The sequence below is a fragment of the Enterobacter sp. UPMP2060 genome (genome assembly GCF_053709655.1).
Map to the genome: position 1 here is coordinate 76506 of NZ_JBSKJQ010000009.1, position 20811 is coordinate 97316.

General features: G+C 57.5%; 15 protein-coding genes and 1 tRNA gene. 8 read left to right on the forward strand and 8 right to left on the reverse strand.

Features of this window, described 5'->3' with window-relative positions; translation table 11 throughout:
* Positions 1-146 precede the first annotated feature (146 nt).
* From ACWKXN_RS16965 to gss, 6 genes are all read left to right on the forward strand, one after another.
* Entirely contained in the window at positions 147-1736 is a 1590-nt protein-coding gene (locus ACWKXN_RS16965; protein ID WP_182071642.1) for an ABC transporter substrate-binding protein, read from the forward strand.
* A 45-nt stretch (positions 1737-1781) separates the two neighbouring features.
* Positions 1782-2735 carry an ABC transporter permease gene (locus tag ACWKXN_RS16970; RefSeq protein ID WP_080973628.1) on the forward strand — a complete coding sequence of 318 codons (954 nt, stop codon included), beginning with the start codon at positions 1782-1784 and terminating at the stop codon, positions 2733-2735.
* 5 nt (positions 2736-2740) lie between these two features.
* Positions 2741-3586 (forward strand): ABC transporter permease, encoded by an 846-nt coding sequence (locus ACWKXN_RS16975; protein WP_033146638.1) that lies wholly within the window; start codon positions 2741-2743, stop codon positions 3584-3586.
* Positions 3579-4556: an ABC transporter ATP-binding protein gene (locus tag ACWKXN_RS16980; protein ID WP_039262944.1), complete on the forward strand. Its 978-nt coding sequence runs from the start codon at positions 3579-3581 to the stop codon at positions 4554-4556. Before ACWKXN_RS16975 ends, ACWKXN_RS16980 begins: the two co-directional genes overlap by 8 nt.
* Positions 4553-5530, forward strand: a complete 978-nt coding sequence (locus ACWKXN_RS16985; protein WP_224979615.1) for an ABC transporter ATP-binding protein — start codon at positions 4553-4555, stop codon at positions 5528-5530. The genes ACWKXN_RS16980 and ACWKXN_RS16985 overlap by 4 nt, the downstream gene beginning before the upstream one ends.
* Positions 5531-5641: 111 nt before the next feature.
* On the forward strand, positions 5642-7507 hold the full coding sequence (gene gss / locus ACWKXN_RS16990; protein ID WP_454544055.1) for a bifunctional glutathionylspermidine amidase/synthase: 1866 nt from the start codon (positions 5642-5644) through the stop codon (positions 7505-7507).
* A gap of 177 nt (positions 7508-7684) precedes the next feature.
* Here the strand turns inward: gss and pgaD are convergent, their stop codons facing one another.
* The 4 genes from pgaD to pgaA are packed head-to-tail and all read right to left on the reverse strand — an operon-like array spanning position 7685 to position 13824.
* The gene (gene pgaD / locus ACWKXN_RS16995; RefSeq protein WP_454544056.1) at positions 7685-8119 is read right to left on the reverse strand and encodes a poly-beta-1,6-N-acetyl-D-glucosamine biosynthesis protein PgaD; all 435 of its coding nucleotides are present in this window, start codon (positions 8117-8119) and stop codon (positions 7685-7687) included.
* Entirely contained in the window at positions 8119-9447 is a 1329-nt protein-coding gene (pgaC, locus tag ACWKXN_RS17000) for a poly-beta-1,6-N-acetyl-D-glucosamine synthase (RefSeq protein WP_059347680.1), read from the reverse strand. The genes pgaD and pgaC overlap by 1 nt, the downstream gene beginning before the upstream one ends.
* Positions 9440-11377 (reverse strand): poly-beta-1,6-N-acetyl-D-glucosamine N-deacetylase PgaB, encoded by a 1938-nt coding sequence (gene pgaB / locus ACWKXN_RS17005; protein WP_454544057.1) that lies wholly within the window; start codon positions 11375-11377, stop codon positions 9440-9442. Before pgaB ends, pgaC begins: the two co-directional genes overlap by 8 nt.
* Before the next feature lie 8 nt (positions 11378-11385).
* Entirely contained in the window at positions 11386-13824 is a 2439-nt protein-coding gene (pgaA, locus tag ACWKXN_RS17010) for a poly-beta-1,6 N-acetyl-D-glucosamine export porin PgaA (protein WP_454544058.1), read from the reverse strand.
* A gap of 672 nt (positions 13825-14496) precedes the next feature.
* On the opposite strand from pgaA, the gene ACWKXN_RS17015 reads away from it, so the two are divergent.
* A complete protein-coding gene (locus ACWKXN_RS17015; protein WP_049015725.1) occupies positions 14497-15078 on the forward strand; it encodes a helix-turn-helix transcriptional regulator in 582 nt (193 codons plus the stop codon).
* Here the strand turns inward: ACWKXN_RS17015 and ACWKXN_RS17020 are convergent.
* A tRNA-Phe gene (locus ACWKXN_RS17020) sits at positions 15079-15154 on the reverse strand.
* Between the two features lie 95 nt (positions 15155-15249).
* Complete coding sequence (locus ACWKXN_RS17025; protein WP_023309150.1) at positions 15250-15966, reverse strand: DUF554 domain-containing protein; 717 nt, start codon at positions 15964-15966, stop codon at positions 15250-15252.
* 181 nt (positions 15967-16147) lie between these two features.
* Here ACWKXN_RS17025 and ACWKXN_RS17030 point away from each other — a divergent pair, with 181 nt between their 5' ends.
* A complete protein-coding gene (locus ACWKXN_RS17030) occupies positions 16148-18283 on the forward strand; it encodes an ornithine decarboxylase (protein ID WP_048979386.1) in 2136 nt (711 codons plus the stop codon).
* A gap of 108 nt (positions 18284-18391) precedes the next feature.
* Here ACWKXN_RS17030 and ACWKXN_RS17035 read toward each other — a convergent pair whose 3' ends face one another.
* Both ACWKXN_RS17035 and ACWKXN_RS17040 read right to left on the reverse strand, forming a co-directional pair.
* Complete coding sequence (locus ACWKXN_RS17035) at positions 18392-19084, reverse strand: response regulator (protein ID WP_023309148.1); 693 nt, start codon at positions 19082-19084, stop codon at positions 18392-18394.
* Positions 19074-20699, reverse strand: coding sequence for an ATP-binding protein (locus tag ACWKXN_RS17040; protein ID WP_454544059.1), 1626 nt, complete (start codon positions 20697-20699; stop codon positions 19074-19076). The genes ACWKXN_RS17035 and ACWKXN_RS17040 overlap by 11 nt, the downstream gene beginning before the upstream one ends.
* Positions 20700-20811 lie beyond the last annotated feature (112 nt).

Here is a 20811-nt window from a genome sequence, read left to right on the forward strand (position 1 = left end):
GCGCTTATATATATCAAATCCGGCATAAGCTTAATCGAAAATCGCATTTTCATAATTAATGCGTAAACCGATAAAGCTGAATATGATGCTTCAACATAAATAAAAGATGCAGTAATAAACACTTTATAAGGCAAGGAGTTAGTGAGATGCGCAAGCTTCTGTTATCGGCAGTGGTCGTTTCGCTCGCGTTAGGCCTGGCGGGCTGTGATGATGCGAAAAATAAAGAGACAAATACGCCCTCAGCGGCAAAAAACGACGCGCCAAAAGAGGGCGGTTCGCTAATTATTGGAATTACCTCCGGCGACCCGTTAGCCGTTAATCCGCTCTATGCCAGTGACCGTACGACGTTAACGATCATGCAGGCGCTCTATGCCCCGCTGTACAGCTTTAATAACGGCAACATTGAGTGGGGCCTGGCGGAAAGCCTGACGCCTTCCGCCGACAACCTGAGCTATACCCTGACGCTAAAACCCAATCTGAAATGGCAGGACGGCCAGCCGCTGACGGCGGACGACGTGGTCTTCACCTTCAATAAGCTGCTGGATGCCAAACAGCACAGCTTCTTCCGCAGCATGTTCACCTACGGCGACAAGCCGGTACAGGTGAGCAAGGTGGATGAGCGCACCGTCAAGTTCACCCTACCGCAGGTCAGCGCGGCCTTTACCGGCACCCTGGTACAAATCTACCCGATTCCGCAGCACGTGTTCGCCGGTGAAGGCGACCTGGAAAAGAGCAGCAAAAACGATGCGCCGGTCGGCTCCGGGCCGTTCAAATTTAAAGAGTACCGCGCCGGGCAGTATTACGCCCTGACCCGTTTTGACGATTACTGGAACGGCAAAGCGAAGCTTGATTCGGTCACCTACCGTTTCGCCAAAGACAGCAACGCCGCCAACCTTGCGCTGCAAAACGGGGAAATCAATCTCAAGATGGTTGACCCGCAGGACGTGAACCGCCTGAAAAATACCGGTAAGTTTGACTTCGTGGTCTATCCGGAAGGCCGTCTGGCCTATATGACGTTCAACCAGAACGTGCCGGTGATGAAGAGCAAAGCGCTGCGCCAGGCCATCGCGTATGCCATCAACAAAGACGAGCTCACCCAGACCGCGTTTACCTCGCTGGACTACGCTAAACCGGCGACCTCGTTCCTGACGCCAGATACGCTTTACAAGACGGATGACGTCGAACAGTACAAGTTCGATCTACAAAAAGCCAAAGAGCTGCTGAAGACGTCCGGCGCGCCGGACAACCTCAAGCTGCGCCTGGCGTATGTGAACACCAACAAAACCCAGGAGAGCATGGCGCTCTACATTCAGCAGGCGCTGAAGGGCATTGGGGTGAACGTGGAGCTGATGCCGCTGGACTCCAACGCCATGTCTCAGCGCAGCCTCGATATGAACAATACCGCGTGGGAGCTGAACCTGGGCGGCTACATCATGGGCTCCGAGCCGGACGGTTACAAATCGCTGTTCATGAGCAACGAAGCCTATAACTACGCGCACTACAAAAATCCGCAGTTTGATGCCCTGTGGGATAAAGGCGCAGTGGAAACCGACGCCGCGAAACGTGCCGATATCTATAAGCAAATTCAGCAGACCGTGGCGAACGACATGACCTACTACCCGATCGCCTATACCAATGCGACCGTCGCGGTGGACAAGCGTTTTGGCGGCACCGAGGAAGCGGAGCCGAAACCGGTCTATCTGTTCCAGGATCTGTCAAAAATCTATCAGAAATAAGTGATTGCCCCGGCCGTCAGGTCGGGGCTTTTGAAAGGGCACGTCGTGAACACACTCCTCACGCGTCGGCTGCTGCAGCTGCTGCCGATGCTGTTTTTTATTTCACTGGTGGCGTTTCTGCTGGTCAAGCTCGCGCCCGGCGATCCGGTGGCGGCGTACATTACGCCGCGTATGGCCCCGGAGGATATCGAACGTATTCGCCAGAGCCTGGGGCTGGATAAGCCCCTGGTCACGCAGTACGTCCTGTGGCTGAAAAACGTCCTGCAGGGCGATCTCGGCTATTCGCTGATTTATCACCGCCCGGTGCTGGAGATGATCGGCGAACGCATACCGGCCACGCTGGGGCTGATGGGCGCGTCGCTGCTGATGGCGATCGTGCTGGCGATCCCGCTGGGCCTGCTGGCCGGGGCATTTAAGCACCGCTGGCTGGATCATCTGCTCAATATATTCGCCTATATCGGCATTTCTGTTCCGATATTCTGGTTCGGCATCTTGCTCATCACCGTTTTTGCCGTGCAGCTTAACTGGTTCCCCAGCATGGGGATGCGCACCATCGGCATGGAGGATAACGGGCTGGATCTGCTGCGTCACGGCGTGCTGCCGTGTATTGCCCTCACGTTCTACAACCTCTCCAGCTACGTGCGCTACATCCGCTCCAACACCATCTCGCAGCTCTCGGCCGACTACGTGCAAACCCAGCTTGCCTACGGCGCGACGCGTTCCAGTATTCTGTTTCGGCACGTTCTGAAAAACGTGCTGCTGCCGGTGATTACCCTGTTCGGCCTGTCGTTCGGTGAGCTGATTGTGGGGGCCTATGTGACGGAAAGCGTCTTCTCCTGGCCGGGGATGGGGCTGCTCGGGATCCAGTCGATCGCCTCGCTGGATTACCCCCTGATTATGGCGATCATCATGCTCTCGTCGATGATGCTGATCGTCGGTAACCTGATCGCCGACGTGCTTTATCGCTTCGCCGATCCCCGCATTCGTACGCTGAGGTAACCCGGATGAGCAGACGCTGGCAGCAGGTTCGTCACCAGCTGCGCCGCAACCGTCCGGCGCAGTTCTCTCTGTTTGTGCTTTTTATTTTCGTCGTCGCCGCGCTCTGTGCGGGGTTAAGCCCGTACGATCCGGATCGGATGTCGCTCGGCGCGCGCACGTTGCCGCCGGATGCCGCGCACTGGTTCGGCACCGACGAATACGGCCGCGACTACTTCACCCGCGCGCTGTATGGCGGCCAGATCTCCCTGATGGTCGGTTTTCTGGCGATGCTCTTTTCCACGCTTATCGGCACGGTGGTGGGAACGGTGAGCGGCTATTTTGGCGGCTGGCTGGATAACCTGATGATGCGCGCCGTGGATATCCTGATGGCCATTCCGGCCTTCTTCCTGCTGCTGGTGGTGAATGCTTACCTCAAGCCGGGCGTGGATAACATCATTCTGATTATCAGCCTGCTGACGTGGATGAACATGTCGCGTCTGGTGCGTGCTGAAACCCTGTCGGTGAAAGAGCGCGAGTACGTGCTTTATGCCCGCGCGTCGGGAGAGCATCCGCTGCGCATCATCGTGCGCCACATTATTCCCGGCGTGCTGCCGACCATTATCGTGGCGGCCACGCTCAATATCGCCTCGGCCATTCTGATGGAGTCAACGCTCAGCTTCTTAGGGCTGGGCGTGCAGGCGCCCGCGGCGTCGTGGGGAAGTATGCTTAACAACGCCCAGTCTTATATTGGCGAAGCGTCGTGGCTGGCGATGTTCCCCGGCATTCTGATCCTGCTGACGGTGTTCAGCTTTAACGTGCTGGGCGATGTGTTCCGTACCGCCTTTGAGCCGGGAGCGAATCGCGATGAGTAACTTATTAGCGCTTGAGAACCTGCAAACCACGTTCCGCACCCGGGAGGGCGAGGTTCACGCGGTGCGCGGCGTGAGCTTTCAGGTTCAGCCGGGGGAACTCGTCGGCATCGTCGGCGAGTCGGGCTGCGGGAAAAGCGTCACCTGCAAGTCGATTATCCAGCTTCTGGGGAGCAACGGACGGATAACCGGCGGCAGCATCCGCTTCCAGAATGAGGATCTGGCGCAGAAAACGCCCGCGCAGATGCGCGCCATCCGCGGCAACGAGATCGCGATGATTTTTCAGGATCCGATGACCGCCCTGAATCCGGTGCTGACCATCGGCAAGCAGATGGCTGAGATCCTGATGCGCAACAAAGGACTCAGCAAAAAAGCGGCCAAAGCGGCGGCCATCGCCATGCTGGAACAGGTAGGCATTGCCGGGGCGGAACGGCGATACGACCAGTATCCCCACGAGTTCAGCGGCGGGATGCGCCAGCGGGTGATGATCGCCATTGCGCTCTCCTGCAACCCTAAGCTGCTGATCGCCGATGAACCGACCACCGCGCTGGACGTGACCATTCAGGCGCAGATCCTGCGCCTGCTGAAAAGTCTGCAACAGCAGACCCGGACCGCGATTTTGCTGATCACTCACGATCTCGGCGTGGTGGCGCAGGTCTGCAGCCGCGTGGTGGTGATGTACGGCGGGCTGGTAATGGAGGAGGGGAGCGTGGAGGACATTTTTTATCGCCCTGCGCATCCTTACACCCAGGGGCTGCTGGCCTCGCTGCCGCGTCCGGATGAGGTCAATCAGCGTTTATCGCCCATTGAAGGTTCGCCGCCTGGCCTGCTTAATCCGCCGCCGGGCTGTCCGTTCGCGGAACGCTGCCCGAAGCGTATGCCCCAGTGTGAAAGACAGCCCGCCTTTTACGCCGCCGGAGAGGGCCATCGCGCCGCCTGCTGGCTATGGGCCGACAAGGAGATTCAGGCATGAATGAACAACAGGCGCCATTAGTGAGCGTGCGCGATCTGCGCAAGCACTATCCGCTCAACGGCGGTTTGCTGCGTAAAGGCGTGGCCGTGAAGGCGGTTGATGGCGTGAGCTTTGATATCCAGCCCGGCGAGACGTTTGGCCTGGTGGGGGAGTCCGGCTGCGGAAAATCCACCCTCGGGCGCGCCATCCTGCGCCTTTTCGATATCACCTCGGGCGAGATCCACTTCGCCGGGCAGGCGATTGCCCACGCCCGTGAAAAAGAGCTTAAGCCGCTGCGTAAACGGATGCAGGCGATTTTTCAGGATCCTTACTCCTCGCTCAACCCTGGAATGACGGTGCGACAGCTGGTGGCCGAGCCGATGCAGATCCACGGCTACAGCCGCGAAGAACAGCGGGAACGCACTGAAACGTTGCTCTACAAAGTGGGGCTGAAGCACGAGCACCTTGAACGATTCCCGCATGAGTTCAGCGGCGGGCAGCGCCAGCGCATCAGTATTGCCCGCGCGTTGTCCGTGCATCCTGAATTTGTGCTGTGCGATGAGCCGCTCTCGGCGCTGGACGTCTCGGTGCAGGCGCAGGTGGTGAATATTCTGCAGGATCTGCAGCAGGAGCTGGGACTAACCTATCTGTTCATCGCCCACGATCTCTCCATGGTGCGGCATATCTCCAGCCGCATTGGGGTGATGTATCTCGGTAAACTGGTGGAGGTGGCCCCGGCGAATGAACTGTATCAACGTCCGGCGCACCCTTACACCCGCGCGCTGCTGGCAGCGGTTCCCCAGCCCGATCCGCGCATCCGCAACCTCGAAGACGCCACCCTGCGCGGCGACATTCCTGGCCCCACGTCCGCGCTGCCGGGCTGTAAGTTCTGCAGCCGCTGCCCGCACGCGATGCCGGTTTGCCAGACGCAGGAGCCAGCCATGCAGGAGATTGCGCCTGGGCATTTCGCGGCATGCTGGCTGTTTAACATGTAGTTAATGCGCCGCGCAGGTGTATGATAAATGTCCCTCTGTCAGGTTAATTACAACGTGCAGACGACGACAACCCTTAAAAAAATTGCCGCCTGCCTGTTTTAGGTTGGATACATGCGTAAAGGAAAGTTAAGCAGTGATGCGCCATTCGGGACATTGTTAGGCTATGCGCCCGGTGGCGTGGCGATTTACTCTTCAAATTACGGCAGTCTGGACCCGCGCAGCTACCCGCAAGACGCGGATTTTCGCAGCTATATCGGCAACGAGTACATGGGCCACAAGTGGCAGTGCGTTGAGTTTGCCCGCCGTTTCCTGTTTCTCAACTATGGCTTCGTGTTTACCGACGTCGGCATGGCGTGGGAAATCTTCTCCCTGCGCTTTTTGCGCCAGGTGGTGAACGATAACATTCTGCCCCTTCAGGCCTTTGCCAACGGTTCAAAACGCGCGCCGCGCGCCGGGGCGCTGCTGATCTGGCAAAAGGGCGGCGAGTTTCACGAGACCGGCCACGTGGCGGTGATCACCCAGCTTCTCGACGATAGGGTGCGAATTGCGGAGCAGAACGTGATTCACTCCCCGCTGCCGCTCGGGCAGCAGTGGACGCGCGAGCTGCGTCTGAGCGTGGAGAACGGATGTTACACGATCCATGACACCTTCAACGACACGGAGATTCTCGGCTGGATGATCCAGACCGACGACGCGGAATACAGCATTCCCCAGCCGGAAATCGACGGCGAACTGTTGAAAATCAGCGGCGCGCGGCTGAAAAACAAGCGTCAGTTCGACGGAAAATGGCTTAACGAAAATGACGCGCTGCAGCAGGCGTATATCCGCGCCAACGGCCATGTGATCAACAAAGATCCCTGCCAGTACTTCACCATTACCGAAAGCGCCGAGCAGGAGCTGATCAAGGCCACCAACGAACTGCACCTGATGTACCTGCACGCGACGGACAAGGTGCTGAAAGACGACAGCCTGCTGGCGCTTTTCGACATCCCGAAAATCCTCTGGCCGCGCCTGCGCCTCTCCTGGCAGTGGCGTCGCCACCATATGATCACCGGTCGTATGGATTTCTGCATGGATGAGCGCGGCATTAAGGTCTACGAGTACAACGCCGACTCCGCGTCCTGCCATACCGAGGGCGGGCTGATTCTCGAAGAGTGGGTGAAAAACGGCTATCGCGGCAACGGGCATAACCCGGCGGAAGGGCTGCTGGAAGAGCTGACCGGGGCGTGGAAGCACAGCCACGCGCGGCCGTTCGTCCACATCATGCAGGACAACGATGTCGAAGAGGACTATCACGCGCTCTTTATTCAGCGTTCGCTGATGCAGGCCGGGTTCGAGACCAAAATCCTGCACGGGCTGGAGGCGCTCAGCTGGGATGCCGCCGGACAGCTGATTGACGACGAAGGTCGCCACGTCAACTGCGTGTGGAAAACCTGGGCGTGGGAAACGGCGATAGAGCAGATCCGCGAGGTCAGCGAAACCGAATACGCCGCCGTGCCTATTCGGACCGGACATCCCGAGGGCGAGGTGCGCCTGATTGACGTCCTGCTGCGCCCGGAGGTGCTGGTCTTCGAACCGCTGTGGACCGTTATTCCCGGCAACAAGGCGATTCTCCCGGTCCTGTGGCAGCTGTTCCCGAATCACCGTTATCTGCTCGACACCGATTTTGAGGTTAACGATCTGCTGAAGCAGACCGGCTATGCCGTCAAGCCGATTGCCGGACGCTGCGGCAGCAATATCGATCTCATCAGCGCCCAGGACGAACTGCTGGATAAATCCAGCGGCAAGTTTGTTGACCGCAAAAACATCTACCAGCAGCTGTGGTGCCTGCCGAAGGTCGACGGCAAGTACATACAGGTCTGCACCTTCACCGTGGGCGGGAACTACGGCGGAACCTGTCTGCGCGGCGATGACTCGCTGGTGGTGAAGAAAGAGAGCGATATCGAGCCGCTGATTGTGGTGAAGGACTCGCTATAAAAATCCCCCCGCAGGGCTGAGGATTGCCTACAAAATAATGCCTACACGGACGGCCCCCTCTCCCTTGAGGGAGAGGGCTGGGGTGAGGGGGAACATACGGCTCAGGTCAGGTTATGTTCCTTGCTACAAAATACTGTGGATCCCTCAACCCGCAGCGTCTCCTGCGGGGGCTTTTCGCTACAGTTCTTCCTCTTCCTGCTGCTCGTTGATCTTCAGATCGATGATGCGGCCAATCTGATCGTGGTACACCGTCAGCAGGTTGTACTGGCTCATCTCGTAGATGATCTGCGGTGAGACGTTAAAGCTGCGGGCCAGCTCCTCCTGGTGAAAATAGCCCGGCTGGCGCCGTCTCACGTGGGCGCGACGGCGGTTGTACTGATACCACAAAATCAGCAGCCAGCCGTTGAGCGCGGCAAACAGCAGGTAGATCAACACCGTATTAAAGGACGCGATAATCACGCTCCAGCGGTGGTCGCTCTCATCGGTTAGCTGCATCCACAGACGGGCATACAGGAAAAACAGAAATCCTCCCCACGCCACCAGCGTTAGCGCGGCATCAAAAAGACGCGGCAAGAGCCGATGCTCGGTCAAAATTAAGGTGTTTTCGTTCATTAAATGCTCCCTTTTCCCCGGTCCGGACTGATCCAGCGCGCGCGGGCGCGCTGGCGTTTAAGCATGACTTTTGGAAATGCGACGAGGGTGGTGAACAGGCCGATCATCCAGTACACCATCGGGAACCAGATCACCCAGAAAAGCGAGCTGGCCACTTTACGTTCATAGCGCCGCTCGATGTACAAGCTGACGAGGAACTGCAGCAGGCACATCACGCCCAGCAGCAGCCCGGTAAACTCCGGTGGAAAAAGGCTCTCCACGGTCAGCCTGGCGGGAACAGGCGCAACCTGGCTGAGGAGGAACAGCAGCACCGTCATCGCGTACGCGAAGGCCCACAGCGTTGACAGCGCGTACTCCAGAAACAGCGGCCACATGCGGTGATGCTCCCAGCGCACGATCCTGCGAAGGTTAACCAGAAACACCTCCGCGCCCCCCTGGGCCCAGCGCAGACGCTGTTTCCACAGGCCTCTCAGCGTCTCCGGCATCAGGATCCAGCACAGCGCCCGCGGCTCAAAAAAGATATCCCAGTGGCGCAGCTGAAGCTTCCAGCTGATGTCGATGTCTTCGGTGATCATGTCCGGACTCCAGTACCCGACGTCCGCCAGCGCCTGTCGGCGAAACGCGGCGATGACGCCGGAGACGGTAAAGACCCGGCCATAGATCCGCTGCGTCCGCTTGATGAGCCCAATAATGGAAGAGAACTCGCCCACCTGAATGCGGCCAATCAGCGTGGAGCGCGTGCGAATACGCGGATTGCCGGTAACCGCCCCGACGTGGGGGTACTGAATCAGCGGGGCCACCAGATAAGCGGCGGTATCGCGGTCAAGCAGGGCGTCGCCGTCAATGCAGACCAGCAGATCGCCCCGCGCCGCCGCCGCCCCGGCCTTGAGCGCCAGCGCTTTTCCCTGGTTTTCCGCGAGGTTAATCACCCGCAGGCGCGGCTGTTCCTGCGCCAGCTCCTGCAGCACCTGCGCGGTGTTGTCAGAAGATCCGTCGTTGATGGCGATAACTTCTATATTTTCATACCGCTGATCCAGCGCGGCGCTGATGGTCTCCCGGGCATTCCTTCCCTCGTTGAAGCAGGGGATAAGAATGGAGATGAGCGGCTCACCGGCGAGCGTCGGGGCGGGCGTGTCTTTATCCCACGACCAGTGGCGTTCAAGCTGAAACCAGAAATAGAGGCCGCCGGTTATCCAGAGCACCGACATGAACAGCGGCCAGAAGAACACGAAATCCAGAATCAGTTCGCCGGTAAAGAGGGCGGCCACGCCTAACGGCAACCCGAATACCAGACATAAAATAGAGAAGGCGATAATGCGATCAGTCATTGTCAGGGTACCAGTACGAAGAAAATTCAGGCCTGATGCGTGAGATATCAGGTTGATTGTTGAGGAAGTCATCGGGGTAGTAACCGTAGTTTTTGACGCCGTTCAGCTGGAGCACGCGCATCCACTGCGCAAGCTGGCTGTCGGACACGGCGCGCTGCGGTTTCTGGTCCCAGTCCCTGGCCTGCAGCTCGAAAATGGTTTTATCAAGCGCGCCGGGGCGTGCGGCGACCGCGTTAACCAGACGCGTCAGCCAGGCATCGCTCTCGTCTGCCGGAACGGACTCCATCAGCGGCATGGCCATCGGCACCGTCCAGTCGTACTCCGCCAGAAAATCATCAAGATTCTGCGCGAACCACGCTTCGCTTTCGGGCTGCAGAATGGGTAAGGCGAACATATTGCGGGCGGTTTTTATCTGCGGGCCACGGATATGCTTCACCGCCAGGCTCAGGGCGTGGGTAAACCCGATAAGCGTCTGGCTTTTCTGACGCGTGGTGTTCTGACCGGCATCGTCCACGTCCGTCAGCGCCGCATCGTCATGGAACAAAACCCCGTTGAAGCTGGCATAGCGAGCCAGGTCTTCATAGATATCCGTCACCTGCTGGCGCACCCGCGGGTCCCACGGGGAGAGCCGGATATAGGGCTCGGTGGCTTCGCGCCGCTGGCCGGTTTGACGATCCCGGCGCTGCACGCGCGGCAGGGAAGGATCGAGATCGAACGAGAGCACCGGCATCCACGCGAAGACTTTTACCCCGGCGCGGGTTTGCAGCTGCCAGGCGACAAAATTAAAGAGATCGGCCCGAACCGGCAGCCGACGGTTGGGGAAATAGAGCGCCTTGATCCTGCCGTCGCCCTGCGGGTCGGCAAACGCCTGCAGGAAAACATGGCTGATCTTCATGTCGTAAACCCGCTGGATCAGCCTGTTGATGTTTTGGGTCTGCTGGGCCGGATCGGGATCGTAAACGTAATCGAGATCGACGTGCATGACGCGCACGGGATCGCGCTCCTGAACCTGGCTGACCGTGCTGGCAAACGCCTTGAGCGAGGGATTCCCGGCGATCAGCAGGCGGGGGATGTTGCCCAGATCCTGCACGTTCCCCAGCCCGTCCTCAAGGGTAAAGGCCAGCTGGTAACCCTGCTGTCTGGCGATAGCGAGCGACGTACCGCTGGCGGCGCCGTAGGGCCAGACCCAGGCGCGCGGCGCCTTGCCCGTCACCTGAGTAATTTTTTCAGTCACTTTGCGAACGTCATCGCCGATCCGCTGGTTGAACTGCTGGTCGGTTTCATAGCGACCCGTGGCTTTGTCATAAAAGCGGTTGGCGATGGCCGGCTCGCGGCTGCCCTGCGGGTTGGCCGGAATGCCGTAATGCGAGGCCCAGGTATGCGATCCGATCTCAATCAGCGGGGAGTGGCTGAGCTCGCGCACCATGTCCCACGTCGCGAAGCGATCGCGGGGCGTCATCAGGCCGCCGAAGTTAACTTTTTGATTTGCCGGCGTATCCACCCAGCTGCCCACCGGCGCCCACAGCGCGGGGACGTTCCAGGCCTGAAGCAGCGGCCAGACGCGGGTGTAAAAGCTGCTGTAGCCGTCGTCAAAGCTGAGCAGAACGGCTTTTGGCGGCAGCGTTTTTTTCCCGTCATGCGCGTCAAGAATGTCCTGCACGCTGATGGCGTGGTAGCCATTGTGCAGCAGCCAGCTTATCTGCTCGTTTAACGCGCTGGTGCGAACGGAGAGGTAGCGCTGATCGGCGGCATCGTCTTCGACGTCGTGGTAGGCCAGGACCAGAAACTGGTTCTTCGGCCAGGGTTTACTCGCCTCCAGTTGCGGCCTCTCTTTGGGCGCAATGAACGAGATCGCCTGCGCGCAGACATTTGCGCTGAGGCAGAGCCAGCCGAGGAGTATCAGGCTCACGGAAAAACGTGTGTTCAGCATATTCATCCTTAAAAGCGTAAAGTCGCGTCAAACGTGACGGAGAGATTGCTCTCGCGTTTGCCGTCGTAAGGGCGTTTATCCCAGTTCAGCATCACGCCGGTATCAATAACGTTGTTCCACTGAACGCGCTGTCCGTAACCCAGCAGGGCGATGGCGCCAGCGGACTGATTTTTCTGCCAGTAGCTGCCGCCTCCGACCACGAACTGCTGGCTCCAGAGGGTGTCGTAATGGCGGACCATTTCATGGTCAACGGCCAGGGCCGCCGTCACGGACAGATCCCGCGCCGGGTTGTAGTAGAGCGTGTCGCGCAGGCTGTTTTTACTGGCGGCGATCCCCGGCTCGAGATCCAGCGTCAGGGACGGGGTCTGCCAGAGACGCTCCTTGCCCGTGAGGGTATATTCCTGGCGACGGTTATGGTCGGAGAAGCGGCTGAGGGCGGCGCTGAACTGGTACTCACGCCGCTCGTTTTGATACCAGCGCACCCCACCTTCACCCCGGTTGGCGCTAATGCCGTTGCGTAACGCCCGAAGGGGCGTAGTGCGCGACAGGCGTTCCAGGCTGCCGCTGACCTGCCAGCTATCGTTCACAAAGTACGTTGTTGCGAGGCGAGCGCCCGGCTTGTTTTCGCCGTGATAGCGGTTGCTGGAAAGCTCGGCTTCGAGCTGGAGGTCGCGTGGTCGCCACTCGACGCCGCCCAAAAGGTGACGGCTGGTGCCTTTGCCTTCATCGAAATTACTCTGCGCGTAGCGGGTACCCGCAAACAGCCGCCAGCTGTCCGCTACGGGTGGGCCATAGAGCGTGGCGTCCCAGCTCAGGTCGTGCGTCCCGCTGACGGGGCTATCGGAGTGCAAACCCTTGCTCGCGTTGAGGCGCAGCTCGGACATGTGGTGGACCGTCCTGAGCCTGTCGAGACGCCTGGCGCTGCGGTCGGCAGGCGCGCGGGCAAGCACGTCGTCGGCCAGTAAATCCATCTGTCGCCACTCCTGTAGATCCATTGCGACGTAAGCCTGCTGTTGCTCTAGCTCTGTATTGGACGGCTCCAGCGCCTCCGCCTTTTTCAGCGTTTGCTCGGCCGCACGCGGCAGGCCCCGCGCCTGAAGCAGGGTGGCGTAGTCAATCTGTAATCCCTGATTACCCGGCGCCGTTGTCGCCAGACGGTGCGCCAGCGTTTCGGCTTCCGGCAGGGCATTCGTCGCCAGCAAATAGTTAAAGCGGAGCGACTGTCCGGTAAGCCATCGATCGTTCGGCTGAGGGGTTGGGGAGCCGAAATCGTAGCGGGTCCACGGGACGTTGCGGGTCTGGCGCTCAGCATATCGGCGGGCGGATTGATAATCTCCCGTATCCAGCCAGGCGTAGAAAAGCGCGTGCTCCTCGTCCTGCGGGTCGGAAGCGTATTGCGGATAGCGTTGCAGAAGCGCGAAGGCGGCGGCCGCGTTTTTCTCCTGAAGATATGCGGAGATGACCCAGCCGATTGCCCAGCCCGGCACCGGATGCTGGTCTGCCGTAAGATCCTGATATTCGCTAATCACCCGTGGGTAATCAGCATGGGCGTATAGCGCGCCAAGCCTGTCTATACGCGCCAGAACGACGTCTTCCGCCGCCTGCGGATCTTTTTGCCAGCGGGAAAGCAGATCGTCGTAACGATTCAGCGTGGATTGCGCAAGCTGCAGGCGCTCCTTTTCTGTTCTGCCGGGCACATCGGCGAGGCGAACCCGTTCGGCGGCGGCATTACGCTCAAGACGGCGACGCTCCGCGGGAGACAGCGTGACGCTTTGTGAAAGCTGCAGCGCGGGGGTGTTCACCCGGCTATCCGTTAGCGCGTCGATTAGCTCGCTGAGGAGCGCTTTATTCTCAGGCGCGATATTCAGCGCGCGCGTGTCTGCCAGAAGCCGATCCCAGCTTTTTCCCTGGCGTAACCAGACATACGAGAGCGTCTCAAGATGTGCCTGAGAAGGATTTTCCGCTACCAGCCGTTGGGCTTCCTGCAGGGCAAGCGCGTCCATGCGGGCATCGGCGAGAGTTTTTATGTAGCCGATACGATACTCGTCGTTATCCGGCGCAAGGCTACGCGCCTCTTTCCAGCGCGCCAGGGCTGGCTGCCAGGCTTTTTTATTCCGCCAGGATTGCGCGACGGCAGCAACGCCGTGGGCGGGCAGCGGCATATAAATACCGTAACGCTGCCAGACCTGAATAACCTCGTCATCATGACCTGCCCAGGACGCAACCTGTAACCAGTCCGCAACTTGATCAGGCGTCAGGGCATGCTGCTGCTGATAACGCTGAAGATAATCGAGAAACGGCGAGTAATTACCGTTACGCGCCTGTTGAATCTGTTGCTCATAAACGGATTCAGTCGCCTGAGCCAGAACAGGAAAGAGGAATAACAGAAACAATAATGTTGGGGCGCGATAAAAGAATAACGTATTGAAGCGAAGCGATCTTTCCATATCTATTTGCCATTTGTTTATCATGAATCCATTGCATAACACGGCCGCCTTTAAACTCAGGGTTAAAGGCCATAAATGAGAACATTAAATCTGAATGCAGTGATGTTACGGGGTACTTACCTAAAGGTAATTATGGATCCTTATCTCAGTGGACTGGGTGAAAGCTAATGTACACCTGATATGTTGCCGGATAAATATGTTGAAATGGGGCTGTGTTGTTTTGAGATAATTCTGTATCGAGTGGTTTTTGGCGGTTTTATTGAAATGATTGTTTATTTGTAAATGATTGATATATTTGTATTTTATTTATATTGTGACAGCTTTGTATATATTTTTAATGTGGTTTACCTGCCTCAATTAAAGTACTTTCTGGTGCATGTTTGGGAAGTTTCATGACAAAAACTCTTAATGTTTAGAGAAGTGACTTTTCTGCGATTGTTTTTTATTTATAATTAATGGCAGCCATTGAATGATAGTCTACAGGAAGTCTTACTCATCAATGTCTGTATTGAGTGATGTCCAAAGCCAGAATACATTTATCGTTAATATAACAGCGCTATAAAACGAAGGCGGCCTTCTTTGCGAGGGATCGTGCTTGCTTTAATCTAAAAGGGATGGTTAGTGGCAACTTCAATTGTTTTAGTGACTCAGGATCGCTACCTTGTCAGGGGGATGCGGATATTTTTCCCGGATATTATCCTGCTCGACTCGATTGACAGAAACATATTTGATAACGGTGCAGATGAATATTCTGTATTGATTGATAGTCGTTCTCCGCTCCGTTTATATGATTACCTGATACGCCATCCGGCTAGAACGAAAAAAACAATCTGCTGCGTTATGCTCGATATGCGACACCGCGAGGAGAATCTGCTCAGTATGAAGTTATTTATGAACACGTCGCTGACTGCGCCGGATATGGCGTCGTTATTTAACCTGGTGCTCAATATGAAGGGCAGGCGCCTGACCACGAAGTGGCTGCTTAACTTACGGCTTAGCACACACGAAGCGATCATGCTGCGGTTGCTGAGGGCAGGGATGCCGATGGAAGCCATTGCCGATGAGCTGAATACGTCGGTGAAAAGCCTCTATCGCAAACGCACGGCGCTCTCGGAACGCCTGGGGGCGGAGAACTTCAACGAGGCGTGTTTGTTTATCTTTAAAAACAAACTGCTGGACGCAGGTGGGAACGATCCCTGGGGTGGGGAAAAACCAAAAGCAAAAACCCGCCACGAGGGCGGGTTCTTTAAATAGTGGTGCCCGGACTCGGAATCGAACCAAGGACACGGGGATTTTCAATCCCCTGCTCTACCGACTGAGCTATCCGGGCAACGGGGCGCATTAAACCCGATCTGCCCCGTGGCGTCAACGAAAAATGTTGTTTTCGTTACAGACTGCGCAATCTCTCACCATTTCGCCGTATCCTTAAGCAAAAAAGTGCGTCCAGAGCGCGGAGAGCGGCATGGCGAGCAGCAGTGCGGGCAGCATGTTCACCACGGCAAACATCTTAATCCCACAGATGCGCAGCCCGGTAGCCAACAGCAGCAGGCCGCCGACGGCGGTAAAGTCTGCCATCATCGCCGGCGTGGTGAGCGGGAGAATCAACGTGGCGCAGGTGGCGAGCGCCAGCTGAATAAGCAGCATCGGCACGGAAATCGCTGCAACGGCAACACCGAGCGTGGTGGCAAAAATAGTGGCCGTAAAGAAATCAAGAAACGCTTTCGCAATCAATATGCTTGGGTCGCCCGTCATCCCTTCCTGCATCGAACCGAAAATCCCGGTGCCGCTGGCGCAAAACAGAATGATGATGGCGACATAGTTTTGAATAAACGACTCGTGCGTACCGTGTTTCGCCTTGCCGCCCGGTCGGGCAATCAGGTTTTTGGCTTTACTCACCGCGCTGTTAATGCCTTTTTCCAGATAGCAGAACTCGCCAATCAGCGCGCCGAGCAGGGTGGCCAGCACCATCACCGGCAGGTTGGCGCATTTGATCACGAGAAGAATACCGATCCCTAACGATGCCAGGCCGAATATTGAGGGCATGGAGGTGCGAATACGCTCCGGCAACCGCTGGCTCAGCACGGCGCCGAGTACGCCGCCCAGCAATACGGCGCCTGCGTTAATAAATGGCCCGATAACCAAAGTTAACTCCTGTTATTTAATCATTGATATTGCATTATTATGGCACGGCAGGGCTGCGCGAGCCTTAGCTTTGGTTGGTTTCGTGCATACTGATTCCTTCTTGCACCTCAAAATAAAAGGTGACATTATTGCGCGAATTTTCTCCTCCCTGTCTCACCGCCCGGTGAGGGTAACTGCGCCTATGAAAACCATGAAAATTGCCGTCAGCCGCGAGCTGCTCTCCACTGTGTCTACGCACCGCGAAAAGGTGACGCTGGACAGCACTGATTTTACCGATGTGGCGGCCGTCGTCATCACAACAGCTGAAAGTCGCAGCGGCATTCTTGCTCTGCTGAAACGCACGGGCTTTCATTTACCGGTGTTTATTTTCTCGCAGGAGCCAACGGACGTACCCGACGGCGCCACCGCGGTCATCTCGGGTAAAGCTCAGGAGTTTCTGGAACTGGAGAGCGCTGCCAGCCGCTACGAAGAGAACCTGCTGCCGCCTTTTTTCGACACCCTGAGCCAGTATGTGGAGATGGGCAACAGCACTTTCGCCTGTCCGGGCCACCAGCACGGGGCATTTTTCAAAAAACACCCGGCAGGGCGACAGTTCTATGATTTCTTCGGTGAAAACGTGTTTCGCGCCGACATGTGCAACGCCGACGTGAAGCTGGGCGATCTGCTGATCCACGAAGGGTCCGCCAAGCACGCGCAAAAGTTCGCGGCGAAAGTGTTCAACGCGGACAAAACCTACTTCGTGCTGAACGGCACCTCAGCGGCTAATAAGGTGGTGACCAACGCGCTGCTGACCCGCGGCGACCTGGTGCTGTTTGACCGCAATAACCACAAATCTAACCACCACGGAGCGCTGATCCAGGCGGGCGCCACGCCGGTTTATCTTGAGGCCGCGCGCAATCCGTTTGGCTTTATTGGCGGGATTGACGACCACTGCTTTGACGATGCCTATCTGCGGGATCTTATCCGTGAAGCGGCGCCGGAAAAGGCCGACGAGGCGCGCCCGTTCCGCCTGGCGATCATTCAGCTTGGTACTTACGACGGGACGATCTACAACGCCCGCCAGGTGATCGACAAGATCGGTCATCTCTGCGACTACATTCTCTTTGACTCCGCCTGGGTGGGTTACGAGCAGTTTATTCCGATGATGGCGGAAACGTCCCCGCTCTTGCTGGAATTGAACGAGAACGATCCGGGAATTTTCGTGACCCAGTCGGTGCATAAACAACAGGCCGGGTTCTCGCAAACGTCGCAGATCCATAAAAAGGATAACCACATTCGCGGTCAGGCGCGTTTCTGCCCGCACAAGCGGTTGAACAACGCGTTTATGCTGCATGCCTCCACTAGCCCGTTTTATCCGCTGTTCGCAGCGCTGGATGTGAATGCCAAGATCCACGAAGGTGAAAGCGGACGCAGGCTGTGGGCGGAGTGCGTCGAGCTGGGGATTGAAGCGCGCAAGGCGATCATTGCGAATTGCCATATGATCAAACCGTTTATCCCGCCGGTGGTGGCGGGCCGGCCGTGGCAGGATCATCCGACGCACGCCATCGCCAGCGAGCTGCGCTTCTTCAGCTTTGAGCCGGGGGCCAAATGGCACGGCTTTGAGGGCTATGCCCGCGAGCAGTACTTTGTCGACCCGTGCAAGCTCCTGCTGACCACGCCGGGTATCGATGCTGAAACCGGGGAGTACACCGATTTCGGGATCCCGGCGACGATTCTGGCGCACTACCTGCGCGAAAACGGCATCGTGCCGGAGAAATGCGACCTCAATTCGATCCTGTTCCTGCTGACGCCTGCCGAAAGCAGCGAGAAGCTGGCGCAGCTGGTGGCGATGCTGGGCCAGTTCGAACAGCATATTGAAGACGACACGCCGCTGGCGGACGTGCTGCCGACGATCTTCCAGAAATACCCGGTGCGCTACCGGGATTACACCCTTCGCCAGCTGTGCCAGGAGATGCACGATCTCTACGTCAGCTTTGACGTGAAGGATCTGCAGAAGGCGATGTTCCGCAAGGAGAGCCTGCCTGAGGTAGTGATGAACCCGCAGGATGCGAACCGGGCCTATATTCGCGGTGACGTGGAGCTGGTTCGCATACGTGATGCCGCAGGGCGCATTGCTGCCGAAGGGGCGCTGCCCTATCCGCCGGGCGTGCTGTGCGTGGTGCCGGGTGAGGTCTGGGGCGGGGCGGTACAGCGTTACTTCCTCGCGCTGGAGGAGGGCATCAACCTGCTGCCGGGCTTCTCGCCGGAGCTGCAGGGGGTTTACAGCGAGAAGGATGCCGACGGGATTAAGCGGCTGTATGGGTATGTATTAAGGTAGCCCCCCCTCACCCTAACCCTCTCCCCAAAGGGGAGAGGGGATTGTACGGGGCCGTCTTTTCACCCTCGCCCCTTTGGGGAGAGGGCCGGGGTGAGGGGGAACGTTTCATCAAACCGCACTACGCTTGTACATCCTCCTCGGATGCCCAATCTTGCCGTACAGCATCTCCACCGTCAGAAAACCCGCCTCCACGCAGTGCTCCAGATAGCGCCGGGTGGTGGTTTTGCTTAATCCGGTTTCGCTCACCACCTCATCCACGGTAAAGCAGTGCGTTGCCTTGTCGTTGAACAGCGTCTGCACCCGCGCCAGCGTATTTTCCTCAATGCCTTTACTGCCGTTGTCCAGGCGGTAGTTTTTCGCCTGGAGCTGATACAGCGAATCCACGTTCTGCTGGTCGACAATCTTCCACACGCGCTGCTGTTCCGCAAACTGCACGAACCGCTCCAGCGACTGGCTGAGCCGCTTCCAGGAGACGGGTTTGAGGATGTAGTCGAACGCGCCGTTGCGAATCGCCTGGCTGCAGGTGTCCATATCGCTGGCGGCGGTAATAAAAATCACCGAGCAGTTGGCGCGGGCCAGCATGGGGTTATTGATAAGCGAGATGCCTTTGCCGTCCGGCAGATAGTTATCCAGCAGCATGAGCTGCGGCTGTTTGCTTTCAAGCTCTGCCTGGGCCGCAGCCAGCGACGAGGCAATGCCTACCAGCCTCAGACGCGGGTGTTTGCCTATCAGCTCCGCGTGCAGTTGCGCCAGTTCGTTCTCGTCTTCAACAATCAGTACGTCGATAAGTTCATGTTGCATAGTCGGTGTCTTCCAGTTGCCGGGCGATTCCCGTGGCCGGGATAAACAAGGAGAAAATGGCGCCGCGTGGCGTATTATCGGCAACTTCTATCGCGCCGCCAGCCTGTGTGACGTAGCTTTCGATCAGATACAGGCCAATCCCATGATCGCCGCGCGTTTTGGTGGTGATGCCGCGTTCAAAGATCCGGTCACGCATCTCCGGTGTAATGCCAACGCCCTGGTCGGCGACTTCAATAATCAGCTCCTTTTCGCTGAGCTTTATCAGCACTTCTACCGGCGCGTGGGGAAGCGGCGACCGCTGTGTCGCTTCGATGGCGTTATCCAGCAGGTTGCCAATAATCGAAATCAGCTCTTGCTCACCAAGGGGCAGGAACGGTCTGTCCAGCCGACAGCCCGGGTCGAAACACAGCTCGACGCCTTTCTCCCGCGCGCGGGCGGCTTTCCCCAGCAGCAGGCCGCACAGGGTCGGGGAACTGAAGCGCGAAGAGATAAAGTCCAGCAGCTCCTGGGCATGTTCCGACTGCGCCTGAATATAGCCAATGGCTTCCTCATAGCGGCCCATATGCAGCAGGCCGGAGAGGGTGGTCATCCTGTTTAACTGCTCGTGGCGCATGATGCGCAGGTTATCGACATAGCGTTTTACCTGGCTGAGCTGGGCGCTTAGCGAGTCGATCTCGTTGCGATCGCGGAAGGTGATCACCCAGCCCTGCAGCGACCCCTCAAGCATGATGTGCACCCGGCTGGCAATCACCGTGAGATCGTTAAAACGGCAAATCTCGTCATGGGTATCTTTCGCCAGCATCGTCTGCGTGTCGAAGAACGGGACCGGATCGATCACCTGGCTTATCAGCTGTCCGCGCAGCTCGCGGGCCGGCTGGCTCAGGCCCAGCAGCTTGCGCGCCGCCTGGTTGATGACTTCAATCCGCCGCCGATCGTCAATGGCAATCACGCCTTCATAAATAGACTCCATCATCGCCTTCTGCTGGCGCACCAGCAGGCCGATCTCGCGCGGCTCAAGGGAGAAGATCTGCTTCTTGATGCTGCGGGTAAAGAACCAGGAGAAGATAAAGAGAGCGATCAGCAGCAGCACGGCGGCAATCAGGATATTGACCACTTTGCTGACGGTAATGGTATCAAGGTAGCTGGTCAGATAGCCTACCGAAACAATGCCGACCACCTGTCCGGCGGCGTTGAAGATGGGGGCTTTACTGCGCAGCGAAATGCCCAGCCCGCCTTTGCGAATGGTGGTGGTGCTTTTACCCTGCAATACGGCTTCATTGTCTCCGCCAACCAGGGTTGTGCCCACTCTGTCGGCAAAGACGGAGTGAAAAAGATGCTGCCCCTTATTATCACCAATCACAATAAAGCTGGCGTCACTGTGCGCAGAAATCTTCTGCATAAAATCATGGATGGCATTGATATTCTTTTGTTCAACTTCATTACGCAATGTCGGAATAAGCGCAATCTCTTCAGCCTGTATTTTGGCACGCGTACTCATTTCCTGATAAAGCTGTTTTCCGACGTCGGCATAATAATATCCGCCCAGCAGCGCGAAAAGCACCGAGAAAAAGGCAACCAGCGAAATAAACAGCTTAATCTGGAAAGAAACTTTCATAACTATCACGCGAGGTAGCAGCAAAGATCGCCAATATATCATCTTTTTTCGCGCTGACGCCCGCTTTGCCGAAAACTTGTGATCCCTTGCACAGCGGGCGCTGTAAAAGAGT

Coding starts and splice junctions, on each gene's coding strand:
- ACWKXN_RS17040 (WP_454544059.1), bottom strand. CDS start 20,699: ATGAAAGTTTCTTTCCAGATTAAGCTGTTTATTTCGCTGGTTGCCTTT.
- ACWKXN_RS17030 (WP_048979386.1), top strand. CDS start 16,148: ATGAAAACCATGAAAATTGCCGTCAGCCGCGAGCTGCTCTCCACTGTG.
- ACWKXN_RS17035 (WP_023309148.1), bottom strand. CDS start 19,084: ATGCAACATGAACTTATCGACGTACTGATTGTTGAAGACGAGAACGAA.
- pgaB (WP_454544057.1), bottom strand. CDS start 11,377: ATGCTGAACACACGTTTTTCCGTGAGCCTGATACTCCTCGGCTGGCTC.
- pgaD (WP_454544056.1), bottom strand. CDS start 8,119: ATGAACGAAAACACCTTAATTTTGACCGAGCATCGGCTCTTGCCGCGT.
- pgaA (WP_454544058.1), bottom strand. CDS start 13,824: ATGGAAAGATCGCTTCGCTTCAATACGTTATTCTTTTATCGCGCCCCA.
- ACWKXN_RS16975 (WP_033146638.1), top strand. CDS start 2,741: ATGAGCAGACGCTGGCAGCAGGTTCGTCACCAGCTGCGCCGCAACCGT.
- ACWKXN_RS16965 (WP_182071642.1), top strand. CDS start 147: ATGCGCAAGCTTCTGTTATCGGCAGTGGTCGTTTCGCTCGCGTTAGGC.
- ACWKXN_RS16980 (WP_039262944.1), top strand. CDS start 3,579: ATGAGTAACTTATTAGCGCTTGAGAACCTGCAAACCACGTTCCGCACC.
- gss (WP_454544055.1), top strand. CDS start 5,642: ATGCGTAAAGGAAAGTTAAGCAGTGATGCGCCATTCGGGACATTGTTA.
- ACWKXN_RS16985 (WP_224979615.1), top strand. CDS start 4,553: ATGAATGAACAACAGGCGCCATTAGTGAGCGTGCGCGATCTGCGCAAG.
- pgaC (WP_059347680.1), bottom strand. CDS start 9,447: ATGACTGATCGCATTATCGCCTTCTCTATTTTATGTCTGGTATTCGGG.
- ACWKXN_RS17015 (WP_049015725.1), top strand. CDS start 14,497: ATGCGGATATTTTTCCCGGATATTATCCTGCTCGACTCGATTGACAGA.